The sequence below is a fragment of the Mycobacterium shottsii genome (genome assembly GCF_010728525.1).
Classification (GTDB): domain Bacteria; phylum Actinomycetota; class Actinomycetes; order Mycobacteriales; family Mycobacteriaceae; genus Mycobacterium; species Mycobacterium marinum.
Genome location: NZ_AP022572.1, coordinates 482,678 through 499,956 on the forward strand (window position 1 = coordinate 482,678; position 17,279 = coordinate 499,956).

14 protein-coding genes and 1 pseudogene are annotated in these 17,279 nt (G+C 65.6%); 6 read left to right on the forward strand and 9 right to left on the reverse strand.

All coding sequences use genetic code 11. The annotated features are described in order from the left end of the window. Positions 1 to 77: 77 nt before the first annotated feature. Positions 78 to 1,805 carry a PE family protein gene (locus G6N41_RS29405; RefSeq protein WP_265338846.1) on the reverse strand — a complete coding sequence of 576 codons (1,728 nt, stop codon included), beginning with the start codon at positions 1,803 to 1,805 and terminating at the stop codon, positions 78 to 80. 403 nt (positions 1,806 to 2,208) lie between these two features. On the opposite strand from G6N41_RS29405, the gene echA20 reads away from it, so the two are divergent. The 4 genes from echA20 to ipdC are packed head-to-tail and all read left to right on the forward strand — an operon-like array spanning position 2,209 to position 5,628. After that, on the forward strand, positions 2,209 to 2,952 hold the full coding sequence (echA20, locus tag G6N41_RS02265) for a (7aS)-7a-methyl-1,5-dioxo-2,3,5,6,7,7a-hexahydro-1H-indene-carboxyl-CoA hydrolase (RefSeq protein ID WP_198966474.1): 744 nt from the start codon (positions 2,209 to 2,211) through the stop codon (positions 2,950 to 2,952). After that, the gene (gene ipdA / locus G6N41_RS02270) at positions 2,949 to 3,827 is read left to right on the forward strand and encodes a cholesterol ring-cleaving hydrolase subunit IpdA (RefSeq protein WP_198966475.1); all 879 of its coding nucleotides are present in this window, start codon (positions 2,949 to 2,951) and stop codon (positions 3,825 to 3,827) included. Before echA20 ends, ipdA begins: the two co-directional genes overlap by 4 nt. Then, positions 3,824 to 4,567, forward strand: a complete 744-nt coding sequence (gene ipdB, locus G6N41_RS02275; protein ID WP_198966476.1) for a cholesterol ring-cleaving hydrolase subunit IpdB — start codon at positions 3,824 to 3,826, stop codon at positions 4,565 to 4,567. The genes ipdA and ipdB overlap by 4 nt, the downstream gene beginning before the upstream one ends. Next, complete coding sequence (ipdC, locus tag G6N41_RS02280; protein WP_198966477.1) at positions 4,564 to 5,628, forward strand: (3aS,4S,5R,7aS)-5-hydroxy-7a-methyl-1-oxo-octahydro-1H-indene-4-carboxyl-CoA dehydrogenase; 1,065 nt, start codon at positions 4,564 to 4,566, stop codon at positions 5,626 to 5,628. The genes ipdB and ipdC overlap by 4 nt, the downstream gene beginning before the upstream one ends. Positions 5,629 to 5,667: 39 nt before the next feature. Here ipdC and G6N41_RS27770 read toward each other — a convergent pair whose 3' ends face one another. The 3 genes from G6N41_RS27770 to G6N41_RS27780 form a co-directional block, all read right to left on the reverse strand. After that, positions 5,668 to 6,411, reverse strand: a complete 744-nt coding sequence (locus G6N41_RS27770; RefSeq protein WP_231608788.1) for an integrase catalytic domain-containing protein — start codon at positions 6,409 to 6,411, stop codon at positions 5,668 to 5,670. Continuing rightward, positions 6,387 to 6,668, reverse strand: coding sequence for a hypothetical protein (locus G6N41_RS27775; RefSeq protein WP_198966675.1), 282 nt, complete (start codon positions 6,666 to 6,668; stop codon positions 6,387 to 6,389). Before G6N41_RS27775 ends, G6N41_RS27770 begins: the two co-directional genes overlap by 25 nt. A 72-nt stretch (positions 6,669 to 6,740) precedes the next feature. Then, positions 6,741 to 6,956, reverse strand: coding sequence for a hypothetical protein (locus tag G6N41_RS27780; protein WP_198968084.1), 216 nt, complete (start codon positions 6,954 to 6,956; stop codon positions 6,741 to 6,743). 145 nt (positions 6,957 to 7,101) lie between these two features. On the opposite strand from G6N41_RS27780, the gene G6N41_RS02290 reads away from it, so the two are divergent. Further along, positions 7,102 to 9,123, forward strand: a complete 2,022-nt coding sequence (locus G6N41_RS02290; RefSeq protein ID WP_198966478.1) for a fatty acid desaturase — start codon at positions 7,102 to 7,104, stop codon at positions 9,121 to 9,123. Positions 9,124 to 9,209: 86 nt separating this feature from the next. On the opposite strand, the pseudogene G6N41_RS02295 reads toward G6N41_RS02290, so the two are convergent. From G6N41_RS02295 to kstR2, 3 genes and pseudogenes are all read right to left on the reverse strand, one after another. Then, a pseudogene (locus tag G6N41_RS02295) lies at positions 9,210 to 11,489 on the reverse strand (PE family protein). Positions 11,490 to 11,691: 202 nt separating this feature from the next. Next, on the reverse strand, positions 11,692 to 12,852 hold the full coding sequence (gene fadA6 / locus G6N41_RS02300; RefSeq protein ID WP_198966479.1) for a steroid 3-ketoacyl-CoA thiolase FadA6: 1,161 nt from the start codon (positions 12,850 to 12,852) through the stop codon (positions 11,692 to 11,694). Positions 12,853 to 12,854: 2 nt separating this feature from the next. Next, on the reverse strand, positions 12,855 to 13,457 hold the full coding sequence (gene kstR2, locus G6N41_RS02305; RefSeq protein WP_198966480.1) for a TetR family transcriptional regulator KstR2: 603 nt from the start codon (positions 13,455 to 13,457) through the stop codon (positions 12,855 to 12,857). A gap of 175 nt (positions 13,458 to 13,632) precedes the next feature. On the opposite strand from kstR2, the gene G6N41_RS02310 reads away from it, so the two are divergent. Further along, entirely contained in the window at positions 13,633 to 15,252 is a 1,620-nt protein-coding gene (locus tag G6N41_RS02310) for a PPE family protein (protein ID WP_198966481.1), read from the forward strand. Positions 15,253 to 15,326: 74 nt separating this feature from the next. Here G6N41_RS02310 and ipdF read toward each other — a convergent pair whose 3' ends face one another. Next, positions 15,327 to 16,115, reverse strand: a complete 789-nt coding sequence (ipdF, locus tag G6N41_RS02315; protein ID WP_198966482.1) for a (5R,7aS)-5-hydroxy-7a-methyl-1-oxo-2,3,5,6,7,7a-hexahydro-1H-indene-carboxyl-CoA reductase — start codon at positions 16,113 to 16,115, stop codon at positions 15,327 to 15,329. After that, positions 16,112 to 17,260 carry an acyl-CoA dehydrogenase IpdE1 gene (ipdE1, locus tag G6N41_RS02320; protein WP_198966483.1) on the reverse strand — a complete coding sequence of 383 codons (1,149 nt, stop codon included), beginning with the start codon at positions 17,258 to 17,260 and terminating at the stop codon, positions 16,112 to 16,114. The genes ipdF and ipdE1 overlap by 4 nt, the downstream gene beginning before the upstream one ends. Between the last annotated feature and the right edge of the window lie 19 nt (positions 17,261 to 17,279).

The window sequence follows — 17,279 nt, forward strand, 5'->3', positions numbered from 1 at the left end:
GCATCTTGACTCGATGCATCACGCCCAACCCCGTGCGGGAAGGCTCGAGTGGCGGTCAGGTCCACCACCGCCGAGCCCTACGGCGCGTGGGGGCCAAGCCCGCCGCTGCCGCCTTTGCCGCCCAAACCACCGATCGGCGGGATGTCGGGTGGCTCGCCGGGCAGACCGTCGAATCCGGCCCCGCCGTGTTGGTACATCACGCCATTGATGTAGAGGTCACCGCCGTCGCCGCCGTTACCGCCATCGCCACCCCGCGCCGGTGGGATGAGACCGGATCCGTATGCGCCTCGGCCCCCGTTGCCGCCGTCGCCACCCCACCCGGCGTTGCCGCCGTAGGCGTCGCCGCCGCGACCACCGTCACCGCCCACTCTGCCGAAAAGCCGAAGTGTTGTTGGGCCGCTCCCGCCGTTGCCACCGTCACCGCCGTCACCACCGTTGAAACCGCGACCACCATTGCCACCGTTACCGCCCCAACCTTGTGGGATAACTCCATGGTCGGTGGTGGAGCCGTTGCCACCGTTTCCGTCGTCGCCGCCGTCGCCGTCGATTCCAGCGACGCCCTGACCGGCTCTGGTGGACCCGTCACCGCTTAGGCCGCCGTAACCGCCCAGGTTGCCATAGCCGCCGTTGCCCCCGTCGCCACCGTTTCCGCCAATCACGCTCGCCAAAGTGGCGGCGTTAACGCCGTTAGCTCCGTCGCCACCGCGCCCGCCATTGCCCCCGGCGCCGCCGTCGCCACCCACGCCGCCAGCACCGGGGGCGCCGTCGTGATATCTCGGCGCGAGGGCATGACCGCCAGCGCCGCCGTCGCCGCCGAATCCGCCGAGGCCGCCGCGCCCCCCGTCCCCACCGGGACCGCCCGCCTTTCCCAACTGCGGCGACTCCACCGCGTCTTTGCCGTCGCCACCGGCGCCGCCGTGGCCGCCCTCGCCGCCGATTCCGCCCGCACCGCCCCAGCCGCCAAGGCCACCCTGCGACCCAGGGTCACCCCAAGATTGGCCGGGTGAGCCGATGCCGCCGGTTCCGCCGGTACCGCCGTTGCCGTAGTCCCCGGCATTGCCGCCCTTGCCGCCGGGCCCGCCATCGCTGCCCCGCCCGCCGGGCGCTTCGGTGGCCCCGGGGCCACCATCGCCGCCACGGTCACCGTCACCGATCCCGCGGGCATCCCCACCCGGACCACCCGCGCCACCGGCCACGGTGGGGTCAAACGAGGCCGCCCCGGGACTACCCGGCCCGCCATCACCGAACACCAAACCCCCATCACCACCGGCCCCGCTGGCCATCATGGCCGCACCCGAGTTAGCCCACCCGGCCCCACCGACACCACCAGCACCGATCAGCCCGGCATCACCACCACGACCGGCCGCCGCCCCGGGGCCGCCATCACCGAACAACCAGCCCCAGGCCTGCCCGCCACCACCATCGACACCCGCGACCCCCGCCGCCCCGTTGCCGATCAACTCCCGGCCGGTCAACGACGCAAACGGCGCATTGACCAGCGGATCGAGCAGCTCACCCGCCGGACTGGCCAGCCAGGCCTGCCCCAGCGTTTGCACCGGCTCCGCCAACACCTGATACTGCCCATCGGCCACCGCCGCCGCCGCGGCGGTCTCGGTCTCCAGATAGGCGGTCTTGGCCGCATCCAGGATCTGCACGAAACGCTGATGGAACTGCTCCAACTGGGCGCCGAAGAGCTGGTAATCCTGCCCCAGACCGCGAAACAACCCCACCACCGCCACCGACACCTCATCACCGCCGGCGGGCACCATCGTGGTGGTCGCCACGGCCGCGGCCGCGTTGGCCACCCGATCGAGGACCCGATACGCGCTAAATTCCCCACCCCGTCGCCCACCACCTGCGGGGCCACCCTGACCAACGACACCACACCCACCGCCCCTTCAGCCCACCACACCCAACACCGATCGGCCGACGATATCGACGCAGGTCAACGACCTATCCACGAATCACCAAGATCACCACAACACGAAAAACACCCACCCCGCCACTACCCCGACCCCCGTCGCAGCCCACCCACGACCGACTGCACCACCACCCCCCAACCACACCCCACAACGTCTCACCCATAAGAAAACGTGTGCACCCGGCCTTGCCTCCTGTTGATGGCCTTGGCCACTGCGAAGCGGTTCGCTGTGCTAGCATCCCAAGCAAGTGCTTGCTTAGGTAGCCCACCCCATAAGGAAGTCCCCAGTGACAATCACGTCCACCACCGCTGAACCGGGGATCGTTGCGATCACCGTCGACTATCCGCCGGTCAACGCCATCCCATCGCGCGGTTGGTTCGAACTCGCCGACGCCCTGACGGCCGCCGGAGCCGACCTGGATACCCGAGCGGTGATCCTGCGGGCCGAGGGCCGCGGCTTCAACGCCGGCGTAGACATCAAGGAAATGCAGCGCACCGAAGGCTTCACGGCGCTGATCGACGCGAACCGTGGCTGCTTTGCGGCCTTCCGCGCGGTATACGAATGCGCGGTGCCGGTGATCGCCGCGGTCAATGGGTTCTGCGTTGGCGGGGGCATCGGATTGGTCGGCAACTCCGATGTCATCGTCGCCTCCGAGGACGCCACCTTCGGTTTGCCGGAGGTGGAGCGGGGCGCGCTCGGCGCCGCAACCCACCTCTCCAGGTTGGTTCCACAACATTTGATGCGGCGGCTGTTCTTCACCGCCGCCACCGTGGATGCCGCCACCTTGCACCACTTTGGCCCGGTGCACGAGGTGGTGCCCCGCGCCGAACTCGACGAATCCGCTTTGCGCGTGGCCCGTGACATCGCCGCCAAGGACACCCGCGTTATCCGTGCCGCCAAGGAGGCGCTGAACTTGATTGATGTGCAACGGGTTAACGCCAGCTACCGCATGGAGCAAGGATTTACGTTCGAACTCAACCTCGCCGGAGTCGCCGACGAGCACCGCGACGCGTTCGTGAAAAAGTCATGAGCAACAAGACAACCACCCTCGATGACGCAGTCGGGCACTTGCGCAGTGGAATGACCATCGGCATCGCCGGCTGGGGTTCACGGCGCAAGCCCATGGCCTTCGTGCGGGCCATCCTGCGCTCTGAGGTCACCGACCTGACGGTGGTCAGCTACGGCGGCCCCGACGTCGGACTGCTGTGTTCGGCCGGCAAGGTCAAGCGGGTCTATTACGGGTTCGTCTCATTGGACTCACCCCCCTTCTACGACCCGTGGTTCGCCAAGGCCCGCACCAGTGGTGCCATCGAGGCCCGCGAAATGGACGAGGGCATGCTGCGCTGCGGGCTACAAGCGGCCGCACAACGCCTGCCGTTCCTGCCGATCCGCGCCGGGCTGGGCAGTTCGGTTCCGGACTTCTGGGACGGCGAGCTGGCCACGGTCACCAGTCCCTACCCGGCCCCGGAAGGCGGCCACGAGACCCTGATCGCCATGCCGGCGCTGCGCTTGGACGCGGCCTTTGCGCACCTCAATCTCGGCGACTGCCGTGGCAATGCCGCGTACACCGGGATCGACCCGTACTTCGACGACCTTTTCCTGATGGCCGCCGAGCAGCGCTTCCTCTCGGTGGAGCGCATTGTCACCACCGAGGAACTAGTCAAATCCGTACCGCCCCAAGCGATGCTGGTGAACCGGATGATGGTCGACGCGGTGGTGGAGGCCCCCGGCGGCGCCCACTTCACCACCGCCGCGCCCGACTACGGCCGGGACGAGAAATTCCAGCGCCACTACGCCGAAGCGGCGTCGACCGACCAGGGATGGCAACAGTTCGTGGCCACATACTTGTCCGGCACCGAGGCCGACTATCAGGCAGCGGTGCGCGAGTTTGGAGCGTCATCGTGAGTACCCGGGCCGAGGTATGCGCCTTCGCCTGCGCCGAATTGTTCCGCAACGCCGGTGAAATCATGGTCAGCCCGATGACGAACATGGCGTCGGTCGGAGCGAGGTTGGCCCGGCTCACCTTCTCACCCGACATCCTGCTGACCGACGGGGAAGCCCAGTTGCTGGCCGACACGCCACCTTTGGGCAAGATCGGACCGGTCGAGGGCTGGATGCCCTTTGGCCGGGTCTTCGAGACACTGGCCTGGGGACGCCGCCATGTTGTGATGGGCGCCAATCAGGTTGACCGTTACGGCAATCAGAACATCTCGGCGTTCGGCCCGCTGCAGCATCCGACCCGGCAGATGTTTGGCGTCCGGGGATCGCCCGGCAATACCATCAACCACGCAACCAGCTACTGGGTCGGCAGCCATTCCAAACGGGTGTTCTGCGAGGTCGTCGACATCGTCTCCGGAATCGGCTACGACAAGGTCGATCCCGACAACCCCGCGTTTCGGTTCGTCAACGTCTACCGGGTGGTGTCCAACCTGGGAGTGTTCGACTTCGGCGGACCCGAGCACACGATGCGGGCCCTGAGTTTGCATCCCGGAGTGTCCCCCGACGACGTTCGGGAAGCCACCTCATTCGAGGTACACGGCCTCGAGGACGCCGAACAAACCAGGACTCCCACCGACGGGGAACTGCAGCTGATCCGCGAAGTCATCGATCCGAAAGCGCTGCGCGATAGAGAGATTCGTTCATGAGATTGCGCACGCCGCTGACCGATCTGGTCGGCGTCGAGCACCCGGTGGTGCAGACCGGGATGGGTTGGGTGGCCGGTGCGCGGCTGGTCTCGGCCACAGCGAACGCGGGGGGCCTGGGAATCCTGGCTTCGGCCACCATGACCTTGGACGAATTAACCACTGCCATAGGCAAAGTCAAAGCCAGCACCGACAAGCCTTTCGGTGTGAACATCCGCGCCGACGCCGCCGATGCGTCGGACCGGGTCGACTTGATGATCCGCGAAGGTGTCAAAGTCGCATCCTTTGCCCTGGCCCCCAAGCCCGAGCTGATCGCGCGGCTCAAGGAAGCCGGAGCCGTCGTCATCCCATCGATCGGCGCGGGCAAGCACGCCCGCAAGGTTGCGGGCTGGGGCGCGGACGCAATGATCGTCCAAGGCGGTGAGGGCGGCGGACACACCGGACCGGTCGCGACGACGCTGCTGTTGCCCTCAGTGCTGGACGCCGTCAAGGGCACCGGCATCCCGGTGATCGCGGCAGGCGGTTTCTTCGATGGACGCGGGCTGGCCGCCGCACTTTCCTATGGCGCGGCAGGCGTGGCAATGGGCACCCGTTTCCTGCTCACCTCGGACTCCACCGTGCCCGAGGCGGTGAAACGACGCTATCTTCAGGCCGCGCTGGATGGCACCGTCGTCACCACCCGCGTCGACGGGATGCCACACCGGGTGCTGCGCACCGGACTGGTCGAGAAATTGGAAGGCGGATCGCGAGCGCGGGGCTTTACCGCCGCGATCCGCAACGCCGCGAAGTTCAAACAGATGTCGCAGATGAGCTGGGCGTCGATGATCAAAGACGGCCTCGCCATGCGACACGGCAGAGAACTGACCTGGTCGCAGGTGGTGATGGCGGCCAATACCCCGATGTTGTTGAAGGCCGGTCTGGTCGACGGCAACCCCGAGGCGGGGGTACTGGCATCGGGTCAGGTCGCCGGAATACTCGATGACCTGCCGTCGTGTGCGCAATTGGTCGAGTCGATCGTGCACGACGCGATCGAACATCTACGGGCCGCCGCAGCGCTGGCGTGATGCATCAAGTCAAGATGCCTGCGAAACCTGGTTCATGCATCAGGTAAGGAATGCCCGCGAAATCGGGGTCAGGTGGTGGTCTTGCTTTTGATGCGGATGCCGGCTTTGAGGGCGGGTAGAGCGGCGGGTATGGCGGCGAGGTAGAGCTGTTCGGTCTTGTCTTTGGCGAGTCTGAGCAGGGCGGCTTGCAGGTCGGCGATCTGGCGGGCGATCGCGGCGGGGTTGAGGCTGTTGCGGTAGGTGAGCAGCTCTGTTTGTTGGGCCGCTGAGAGGACTCCGGCGGCCAGCAGCCGGTCCAGGGGTCTGGGGCTTGTCGTAGAGCCGGCGGCGGTGACCGTCGCGGCTGCAGCCGTAGCTGATGGGTTTGATGGTGGGGGTCAGGTAGTTGAGCCGGTCGTTGACCAGGTGCCACAGCCGGTTGAGCACGGCGCGTTCTTCGTCGGTGTCGTAGCGGTAGTAGAACCCGTAGCGACGCACGAGGTGGTTGTTTTTGGACTCGATGGTGGCCTGGTCGTTCTTCTTGTAGGGCCGTGAGCGGGTGAAGAAGATCTCCATGTCCGCGGCCCACTTGATGACCGCCTTATTGAGGAATTCGGTGCCGTTGTCGAAGTCCAAACCCGTTACCTTATAGGGGATTTTAGTAATTCCGGTTTTGAGGGCGCCCAGGATGTGGGCGTGGGCGTTGTTGCGCACCGTGCGGGTGAACACCCAGCCGATGTGCATGTCGGTGAGGTTGACCGTGCGGGCGAACTCACCTTTCAGTGTCGGGCCGCAGTGCGCCACGGTGTCGCCTTCGAAGAACCCGGAGATTCTTCGGCCTCATCGCCTGCTTTGCAGATGGTGATCGAGGACCGCAGCAGCGGGGAGGGTTTCGTCGTCGACACACCCGAGATCTGGTCGCGGGCCTTGGCGCCGCGCAGGTAGCGGTCGATCGTGGCGCTGCTCATCGCCAACAGCTCGGCACGCACCGCCGGGCCGTAACGGTCACGGCCGTCCACCAGTTCGCCGTGGCGTTCTAGAGCATCCAACTGAAGTGCCATGGAAGCGGCCAGATACCGGCCGCACTGCCCGCCTGAGGCCGCCCACACCTTCTGCAACACCTTGAGCGCATCCTAGGAGTACTTCGGATTGCGTTGCCGGCAAATCCGTTTGGCGACCTGCCGACCCGCTCCCGCCGGCGCGGCCGCCGCCCTCAACCGCCGCCGGGCGTTGTCACGCGACCAGCCGGTGACCGCCACCACCTGATCCAGAATCTGCCCCTTGCCCGCCTTCGGCGCCCCCACATACCCCCTGGCGAACTTCGCGGTGATCTCGGCCCGAGACGACATCGACAGCCCACTTCCCATGCCTGCCAAGGATCGACCGTTTCGCGGGCATTTTTACGTGATCCACCGAGGACGCTTCACGGGCATTTCTCGTGATGCTTGCCGGCTGGTGGAGTAGTTGACGCGTGTCGACTACGCTTCTTCAGCTATGTCGACCATCGACGCCGTGAACCGAGCGGCACCGGATTCGTCTGCGCATCACGCTCTGCCCGATCCTGGCGAGACGGTGCCTAAGCTGGCCCTTCCCACCCTTGGGATCTTCCTGGCCGCACTCGGGTCCTTTGTCCTGACGACGGTCGGCTACATCGACGGTTGGGTCCCGTTCTGGGTGACGATTCCGGTCAACGCCGCGGTGACCTTTGTGATGTTCACCGTCGTGCACGACGCCTCGCATTACTCGGTCAGCTCGGTGCGCTGGGTGAACGGGTTGTTCGGGCGGCTGGCTTTTCTCTTCGTCGGTCCGGTGGTCGCCTTCCCGGCCTTCGGATACATCCACATCCAGCATCACCGCCACTCCAACGACGACGTCGAAGACCCCGACACCTTCGCCTCTTATGGTTCGCCGTGGCTGCTGCCGTTGCGCTGGTCGCTGGTGGAGTACTACTACCTCAAGTACTACATCCCGCGTGCTCGTAGCCGACCGGTCGTCGAGTTTGCCGAAACCCTGTTCATGTTTGCGTTGAGCATCACCGGCTTGACCATTGCGATCGTCACCGGCAATTTCTGGACGTTGGCGGTGGTCTTCTTGATCCCGCAGCGCATCGGACTCACCGTGCTGGCATGGTGGTTCGACTGGCTGCCTCATCACGGGCTGGAGGACACCCAGCGCACCAACCGCTATCGCGCGACCCGCAACCGCGTCGGTGCGGAATGGCTGTTCACGCCGGTGCTGCTGTCGCAGAATTACCACCTGGTACACCATCTGCACCCGTCGGTGCCGTTCTACCGGTACGTGCGCACCTGGAAGCGCAACGAAGAGGCTTACCTGGAACGCAACGCCGCGATCTCCACGGTCTTTGGCCAGCAATTGAATCCGGACGAGTACCGGCAGTGGAAGGAACTCAACGGCAGGCTCGCCAAGCTGTTGCCGGTGCGGATGCCGGCCAGGTCGAGTTCGCCGCACGCGGTACTGCACCGCATCCCGGTCGCATCGGTGGACCCCATCACCACCGACAGCACGCTGGTGACGTTTGCGGTGCCCGAAGACCTGCAGGACGCCTTCCGCTTCGAGCCGGGCCAACACGTGACGGTCCGCACCGATCTTGGCCGGCAGGGCGTCCGTCGCAACTACTCGATCTGCGCTCCGGCCACTCGGGCCCAGCTGAGGATCGCCGTCAAACACATTCCGGGCGGCGCGTTTTCGACTTTTGTGGCCAACGACCTCAAGGCCGGCGATGTGCTGGAGCTGATGACGCCGACCGGCCAGTTCAGCACGCCATTGAATCCGTTGGAGCGCAAGCACTACGTCGGACTGGTGGCCGGCAGCGGGATCACACCGGTGTTGTCGATCCTTGCGACCACGCTCGAGATCGAAGCCGAAAGCCGGTTCACCCTGATCTACGGGAATCGCACCAAGGAATCCACGATGTTCCGGGCCGAGCTGGACCGTCTCGAGTCACGCTATGCCGACCGGCTGGAGATCCTGCACGTGATGTCCAACGAGCCGCTGCACACCCCAGAGCTACGCGGACGCATCGACACGGAGAAGCTCAACAGGTGGCTGACGAGCAACCTGTCCCCAGAAACGGTGGATGAGTGGTTCATCTGCGGACCAATGGAAATGACCACCACTGTGCGTGACTCGTTGATCGAGCACGGGGTCGACACGGAGCACATTCACCTGGAGCTGTTCTTCGGTTACAACACAGCACCGGCGACCGATCACGGGTATGAGGGCGCAACCGTGACCTTCACCCTGTCCGGGCGGCAGGACACCTTCGATCTGAGCCCCGTAGACTCGATCCTGGACGGCGCGCTACAGCGGCGCAGCGATGCACCCTATGCCTGCATGGGCGGAGCGTGCGGCACCTGCCGAGCCAAACTCATCGAAGGCAACGTGGAGATGGACCACAACTTCGCGCTTGGTCAGGCCGAACTCGACGCGGGTTACATTTTGACGTGTCAGCCGCACCCGACCACACCGTTCGTGGCAGGCGACTACGACAGCTGAGGCGCCCATCGCGCCGGACGCAACCGGCGCGATACGACACCGCCGCGGGCCATCGGTCGGGTGGTCCGCACCCGGACGCCAGCGGGCTACGACCCGTTAATCCCGTCCACGCCGAGTAGCCCTCCGCTGCCGCCGGTACCACCGGTGCCGGCCGCCACGCCGGTTCCGCCGTTGCCGCCAGCGCCGAACAACCCCACGTCGCCGCCGTCGCCGCCGTCGCCGCCGTCACCGATGATCCAACCGTCCCCGCCGGCACCACCGTTGCCGGCGTTGCCCACCCATCCGGCCCCGCCGCCGCTGCCGCCGGCACCCGCGACCGTGCCCCCGGTACCGACGGCACCACCAATACCGCCGGCACCACCGCTGCCGAACAAGCCACCCGCGTTACCACCGGCACCACCGGCACCACCGTTGTTAGCGCTGCTGGACGTCGAAATCCCGCCAGCACCACCAGCGCCACCACCATCACCGAACAGCAAGCCCCCACTACCGCCCGCACCACCGGCACCACCAACGCCGTCGGCGGTGTTGTTCAAAAAGCCGACCGCGCCAGCCCCACCATTACCGACGGCACCACCATTACCGCCCAGCAACCCGCCGGCGCCACCAGTCCCACCGGCACCCCCATCACCAAGGCCACTGGCACCGCCGGAACCACCGGCACCACCGAGACCAAACCCGAGGCCACTGCCGGCACCGCCAGTACCACCAACACCGCCGCTACCACCGGCACCCAACGCACCATTACCGCCGACACCACCAAGACCGAACAACGCGCCACCGGCGCCACCCACACCACCGTCCCCACCCGTACCGAACCCACTAGCGCCACCGAACCCACCGGCCCCGCCGAAACCGATCAACCCAACGCCACCACCAGCACCGCCGTCACCGCCGCCAGCATTCTCAGACAGCGGGCCACTAAACCCGCCCGTGCCACCATTGCCACCCAGACCGATCAGCAGACCGCCACGCCCCCCGGCACCGCCCTGACCACCGAATGACAGACCAGGGTCGGTCGGGAACCCGACGCCGGTGCCACCCACGCCACCAGCCCCACCGACACCGAACAGCCCCGCATCCCCACCAGCACCGCCACCACCACCGGACCCCCGGTACCACCGGTCCCGCCGCTACCACCATCCCCACCGAACAGGCCGCCTCCTCCACCAGCCCCCGCCGGCACCGGCCCCACCTTGCCCGCCCCGCGCACCAGCCCCACCGGACCCCCACAACAGACCACCATCACCACCGGCACCAGCATTGCCGCCAACACCGGAGAAGCCGGTGCCACCAGTCCCGCCTATGCCACCAACACCGAACAATCCGGCATCACCGCCGTCCCCGCCGATCCCACCCGAGGGACCCTGCCCAAACCCGCCGAACCCACCACTGCCACCGATCCCCAACAACCACCCGCCACTGCCACCATCTCCACCGGCCCCGCCCACGCTGACCTGGCCAACCTCCGAGCCATTCGTGCCGCCCGCACCACCATCACCGCCAACACCACCGGTGCCCAACATCCCGGCCGCACCACCATCACCGCCGGCCCCACCCGCATTGGCGCCCGAACCACCGAAACCACCGGCCCCACCGTTAGCGAAGGACAACAGCCCCGCATCGCCGCCAACACCACCCACACCGCCAACACCCGCATTGCCGATACCACCCGTACCGCCACCACCACCAACACCAAACAGCCACGCCCGCCCACCAGCCCCGCCAGCACCCCCATTGAAGGCCCCAACACCCCCGGTACCACCAGCACCACCGTTACCCAACAACCACCCACCAGCACCACCAGCCCCACCCACGGCACCGTTATTCCCGAACATCTCGGTGTTACCACCAGCACCCCCGGCACCACCACTACCGATCAGTCCCGCATTGCCACCTGCCCCACCGTTTTGACCCTCCGCGCCCGACCCCCCGGCACCACCATTACCGAACAACAGCCCACCGTCGCCGCCGTTCTGGCCGGTCCCCGGGGCCCCGTTGGCGCCATTGCCGATCAACGGGCGCCCCAGCAGCGCCTGGGTGGGCGCATTTACCAGGTCGTATAGGGCTTGGAGCGGAGCGATGCTCGCCGCCTCGGCGTTCGCGTATGACGCCGCACCCGAATTCAGCGCCTGCACGAACTCTTGATGAAACGCCGTCACGTGGGAGCCGAGCGCCTGACACGCCTGGGCGTGCGCACCGAACAACGCCGCAATGGCCGCCGACACCTCATCGGCACCCGCCGCCACTATCTGGATCGTTGGCACCGCCGCCAGGACGTTCGCCGCGCTGAGCGCGGACTCGATGTCCGCCAAGTCCGCTGCCGCCGACTGCATGAGCTCGGGCGCTGCGATGAGATAGGACATCTGAGCCTCCCAATACGTGTCGACACACGCGCTCTTCCATCCGACGATCGCGCAGTCACGTCAATTGGACAGAGAAACAGTAGCAACGGGCATGAATAATCGTCTGGCATTGCGCAGGACGCGCCACACCGAAAATCCCGATGCCACAGGACTCACCGCGCGAGCCGAGTGGTTCACCCTTCGCAGCCCGAAACGCCGGCCGCTATAGCCGCTCGATGATCGTGACGTTGGCGGTGCCCCCGCCTTCGCACATCGTCTGTAGCCCGTAGCGCCCACCGACCCGCTCGAGTTCATTGAGCATGGTGGTGAACAGCTTGGCCCCGGTGGCACCCAGCGGATGACCGAGAGCGATGGCACCGCCATTGGGGTTGACCTTCTCGGGATCGGCCTTGATTTCCTTGAGCCACGCCAAAACCACCGGCGCGAACGCCTCATTGATCTCTACCGTGGCGATATCATCGATGGACAGACCGGTCTTTTCCAGCGCATGGCGGGTCGCCGGGATGGGGCCGGTGAGCATGAACACCGGGTCGGCGGCGCGAGCACTGATGTGGTGGATGCGAGCGCGCGGAGTCAGGCCGTGATCCTTGACCGCCTGTTCGGAAGCCAGCAGCACCGCGCTGGCACCGTCGGAGATCTGGCTGGCCATCGCGGCGGTAAGCCGTCCCCCCTCGACCAGGGTCTTCAAGACAGCCATCTTCTCCAGCGATGACTCGCGCGGCCCTTCGTCGACCCGGAAGGGCCCGGATTCCGTTTCCACACTAAGGATTTCGTTATCGAAGCGCCCACCCCTGATCGCCGCGAACGCACGCGCGTGGCTGGTCAGCGCATACTGCTCCATCTCTTCACGCGACAAATTCCACTTCTCGGCGATCATCTCCGAACCGCGGAACTGCGAGATCTCCTGATCCCCGTACCGGTGCAGCCACTGCTTGGATTCGTTGGTCGGCGAGCTAAAGCCGAATTGTTCACCGACGATCATTGCCGACGAGATCGGGATCTGGCTCATGTTCTGCATGCCACCGGCAACGATGAGGTCGGCCGTTCCGGACATGATCGCTTGCGCACCAAAGGAGATCGCCTGCTGGCTGGAGCCGCATTGGCGGTCCACGGTGACACCCGGCACTTCTTCGGGATATCCCGCCGCAAGCCAGGACAACCGTGCGATATTGCCGGCCTGACCGCCGATGGCATCGACACAGCCCGCGATCACGTCATCGACCGCGGCCGGGTCGACGTCAACTCGATCCAGCAGTCCCCGCCACCCCAAGGCACCCAGGTCGACGGGATGTACCCCCGCCAACGCTCCGCCACGCTTGCCCACCGCGGTACGTACAGCGTCGATGACGTACGCCTCCGGCATTTTCAGACTCCTTCTTTTTGGATCCCGCCCAGCACAATGGCGAGATACTTCTGCCCAACCTGCTGCGCGGTCAGCGCTCCGCCAGGTTTGTACCAGCGCACCGACACCCAGGTGGTGTCGCGGATGAACCGGTAGACCAGGTCCACGTCGAGGTCGGGCCGGAAGTAGCCCTCCTCGATGCCCTGATTGAGCACGTCGACCCACATTTTGCGCTGCTCTTTGTTGCGGTCCTCCAGGTAGGAAAACCGGGGCTGTGAAGACAGCCGTTGGGCCTCGTCCTGGTAGATGACCACTTGAGCGTGCCGATGTTCGATGGCCTCGAACGACGCCAAGAATAGGCCCTTGAGCCGCTCCAGCGGGTTGGGTTCGCCATCGACGATCTCGAGATAGCGAGCGAAGAGCCAGTCCAGAAACTCGCGCAACAGCTCGTCGACCATTTCCTCTTTGGAGGCGAAATGGTGATAGAGGCTGCCGGACAGGATGCCGGCTCCGTCGGCGATGTCACGGACAGTGGTGGCGCGCAGACCGCGCTCGGCGAACATCACCGCGGCGAGCCCCAATAACTCTCCTCGGCGGCTGTTAGCCTGACCGGTCACTCGTTCCACCCGATCAGCGTATCAACCAAGCGCTTGCTCGGCCAATGTGACTAAAGACCTCAATATCAGTAAAACGCACTATCCCCGCCTGACCACCGTCGTAGCATCTGCGCCGGAACACTCCAATTCGATTTCGGCACTGGCCGCATCGGGGGGCGGCGAGGCCACTGGCAGGAGGTCAGCCATGGTCAGTTTTCCGATGTTGCCCCCGGAGATCAATTCGCTGCGAATGTTCAACGGTGCGGGTTCTACGCCGATGCTGCAGGCGTCGGCGGCCTGGAAGGGCCTCGCCGAGGAGTTGGGCGCCGCGGCGGATTCGTTTTCCACTGTGACCTCCGGCCTGGCCGGACAGGCTTGGCAAGGCGCGGCATCGGCGGCTATGACGGCCGCGGCCAGCCCCTACGCGGGGTGGCTGAGTGCGGCGACGGCGCGGGCCGCCGGAGCGGCCGGCCAAGCCCAGGCGGTAGCCAGCGCATTCGAGGCGGCGCGGATGGCGATGATCCATCCGCTGGCCGTGGCCGCCAACCGCAACGTGTTTGTGCAGTTGGTGCGGTCCAACTTCTTCGGGTTCAATGCGCCGGCGATCATGGCAGCCGAGTCACAGTACGAAGAGATGTGGGCCGCAGACGTGGCCGCGATGACCGGCTACCACTCCGGCGTGTCGGCGGCGGCGGCGGCGGCAAGTTTGAATCCCTTCCAACAGTTGTTGCAGGCGCTGCCGAACATAGGGCTCGGCAACAAGGGCGGCACCGGGAACATCGGCAACGGAAACACCGGCAGCACCAACATCGGCAACGGAAACACCGGCAGCTCCAACTTCGGCGGCGGCAACGTCGGCAGCAGCAACATCGGCGATGGGAACCTGGGCAGCGGCAACTGGGGCAGCGGCAACCTCGGCAACGAAAACATCGGTTTCGGAAACACCGGCAACCCTCTCACCAGCTCTAATCCGGGCATCAACTTCGGCTTGGGCAACTGGGGCAGCGGCAACTTCGGCATCGGTAACCGCGGCGACCTCAACGTTGGCGCCGGCAACAGCGGTGACGGGAACCTGGGCTTTGGACTTACCGGCGACAATCTGGTCGGCTTCGGGAATGCCTACTACGACTCGAGAACCGGTCAGTTCACGTTCAATGGACTGAACTCGGGCAACGGGAATTTCGGAATCGGCAACTCGGGTACGAAAAATATCGGCTTCTTCAACTCCGGTAATGGAAACTTCGGCGTCTTCAATGCGGGCCTCTCGTCCACTAGCGCCTTCGGCAACTTCGGCGTCGGGAACTCGGGCACCGGCAACGTCGGTTTCGGCAACTCCGACATCGGCAACTTCGGCGTCGGGAACTCGGGTGTCCTCAACACCGGCTTCTTCAACTCGGCCAGTGGCAACACCGGCTTCGGCAACGCGGGCAGCACCAACACGGGCTTCCTGAATTCGGGCGACGTCAATACGGGATCCGGCAATTCCGGCCACACGAATACCGGTTTGTGGAATTCGGGCGACGTGAACACCGACATCGGTTCCACCGCCGACACCGGCGACACGAACTCGGGCTTCAACAATACCGGGAGCAATGTCTCGGGCTTCTTAAACACTGCCACCGGAACGTTTGCCGGCGACATCTCGGGCATGTTCAACCAGGCCAGCGGCGGCACCGTAAACGGCATCATCTCCGGCATCGGGAATACCGGCGTCGCGGACAGCCTCCCCGGGATTGGCGGCAACCTCACGGGGTTGTTCAACACGGGCAGCAATATGTCGGGCGTGTTCAGCCTGGAAGAACTGCTGAAACAGCTAGCGGGGTAACCGATTCGGTCGTCCGGCGCCCAGGATCGGACTTCGGCAACACATTTACCAGTGATGCGGTCGCGACAACCCGATCAGGGGTGCTGACTGGAGACCGAAATCACCTCTCCGGTCAGATAGCTCGAGTACTCGCTGGCCAGAAACGCGATGGTGGCCGCCACTTCCCACGGTTCGGCGGCGCGTCCGAACGCCTCACCGGCGGACAGCCGGTCGAGCAGCTCGGCAGAGGTGGTCTTGTCCAGGAACTTGTGCCGGGCGATGCTAGGTGACACCGCATTGATCCGCACGCCATAGTCCGCGGCTTCTATTGCGCTACAGCGAGTTAACGCCATGACGCCGGCCTTGGCCGCAGCGTAGTGCGACTGCGAGTGCTGCGCCCGCCAACCCAGCACGCTGGCGTTGTTGACGATCACTCCACCATGCGGCGCCTCACGGAAGTAGCGAAGTGCGGCTCGAGTGGCCCGGAACACCGATGTGAGCGTCACGTCCAGGACGCGATCCCACTCGTCGTCGGTCATATCGGCCACCGGGGTCTGCCCGCCCAACCCGGCGTTGTTGACCAACACGTCAAGGCGGCCCATGCCGGCGGTGGTCGAGTCGATCAGCGCGTCGACCTGTGCGGTGGAACTCACGTCGCACAGCACGCTTTCGACCCGGCCCAGTCCCAGCGCGGACAGTTCGGCGGCGGTTTCGCCGAGCCGTCGCTCGTGGTGGTCGGAAATCACCACGTCGGCGCCTTCGGCCAGGGCACGGCGCGCCGTCGCCGAACCGATGCCGGTGCCGGCCGCCGCGGTCACCACCACGACCTTGTCAACCAAAAGGCCATGTCCGGCAATTTCTTTCGGCGCTTCAGACAAGCTCATCCCTTGGCCTCCCGGGGCAGGCCGAGCACCCGCTCGGCAATGATGTTGCGCTGAATCTCGTTGGATCCGCCGTAGATCGTGTCAGCGCGGGTGAACAAGAACAGCCGCTGCCATTCATCGAACTCGCCGTCGGCCAGCGTCAAGCCCGGCTTGCCGATCACATCCATCGCCAGTTCGCCGAGACTGCGATGCCAGTTGGCCCACAGCAACTTCGAAACGTTGTCCTGGCCGGGCTGCTCAACATCCATGGTGGCCAGGGCATACGAACGCATTGCCCGTAGTCCGGTCCACGCCCGGGTCAGGCGTTCCCGGATGAACGGATCGTCGGCGGCGCCGGTGCGCCGCGCGAGAGCGGCCAGATCGGAAAGCTCACGGGCATAGACGATCTGCTGCCCCAGCGTCGAGACACCCCGCTCGAAGGTCAGCGTGCCCATCGCGACGCGCCAGCCGTCACCCGGTGCGCCGACCACCAAGTCAGCATCGGTGCGGGCGTCGTCGAAGAACACCTCATTGAACTCCGCGGTACCGGTGATCTGGACGATCGGCCGGATCTGCACGCCGGGTTGATCCAGCGGGACCAGCAGATACGACAGCCCGGCATGGCGTTTGGAGCCCTTCTCGGTTCGCGCGACCACGAAGCACCACTGCGAAAGATGAGCCAGCGATGTCCATACCTTCTGGCCGTTGATTACCCATTGATCACCGTCGAGTTCGGCGGTGGTCGCCACATTGGCCAAGTCACTACCGGCGCCGGGCTCGGAATACCCCTGGCACCACAGCTCGGTGACATCGAGGATGCGCGGCAGGAAGCGCTGCTGTTGTTCGGGTGTCCCGAAGGCGATCAGCATTGGCCCGAGCAGCTCTTCACCGAAGTGGTTGACCTTGTCCGGCGCATCCGCGCGCGCGTATTCCTCGTAGAAAGCCACGCGGTGGGCGGTCGAGAGCCCCCGGCCGCCATGCTCGACCGGCCACCCCAGGCAGGTCAGCCCGGCCGCGGCCAGATGCTGGTTCCAGGCCCGGCGTTCCTCGAAAGCCTCATGTTCACGTCCCGGCCCGCCGAGCCCCTTGAGCGTTGCGAATTCTCCGACCAGATTGGCCGCGAGCCAGCCGCGGACCTCCGCCCGAAACTCCTCGACGTCCTGCATGCCCTGTAGGCTAACCTAC

Bases quoted from the DNA above. Each gene is read 5' to 3' on its own strand.
- fadA6 (WP_198966479.1), bottom strand. From the start codon at position 12,852: ATGCCGGAGGCGTACGTCATCGACGCTGTACGTACCGCGGTGGGCAAG.
- ipdC (WP_198966477.1), top strand. From the start codon at position 4,564: ATGAGATTGCGCACGCCGCTGACCGATCTGGTCGGCGTCGAGCACCCG.
- ipdF (WP_198966482.1), bottom strand. From the start codon at position 16,115: ATGAGCTTGTCTGAAGCGCCGAAAGAAATTGCCGGACATGGCCTTTTG.
- ipdA (WP_198966475.1), top strand. From the start codon at position 2,949: ATGAGCAACAAGACAACCACCCTCGATGACGCAGTCGGGCACTTGCGC.
- G6N41_RS27780 (WP_198968084.1), bottom strand. From the start codon at position 6,956: ATGTCGTCTCGGGCCGAGATCACCGCGAAGTTCGCCAGGGGGTATGTG.
- G6N41_RS02310 (WP_198966481.1), top strand. From the start codon at position 13,633: ATGGTCAGTTTTCCGATGTTGCCCCCGGAGATCAATTCGCTGCGAATG.
- G6N41_RS02290 (WP_198966478.1), top strand. From the start codon at position 7,102: ATGTCGACCATCGACGCCGTGAACCGAGCGGCACCGGATTCGTCTGCG.
- G6N41_RS27775 (WP_198966675.1), bottom strand. From the start codon at position 6,668: ATGGCACTTCAGTTGGATGCTCTAGAACGCCACGGCGAACTGGTGGAC.
- ipdE1 (WP_198966483.1), bottom strand. From the start codon at position 17,260: ATGCAGGACGTCGAGGAGTTTCGGGCGGAGGTCCGCGGCTGGCTCGCG.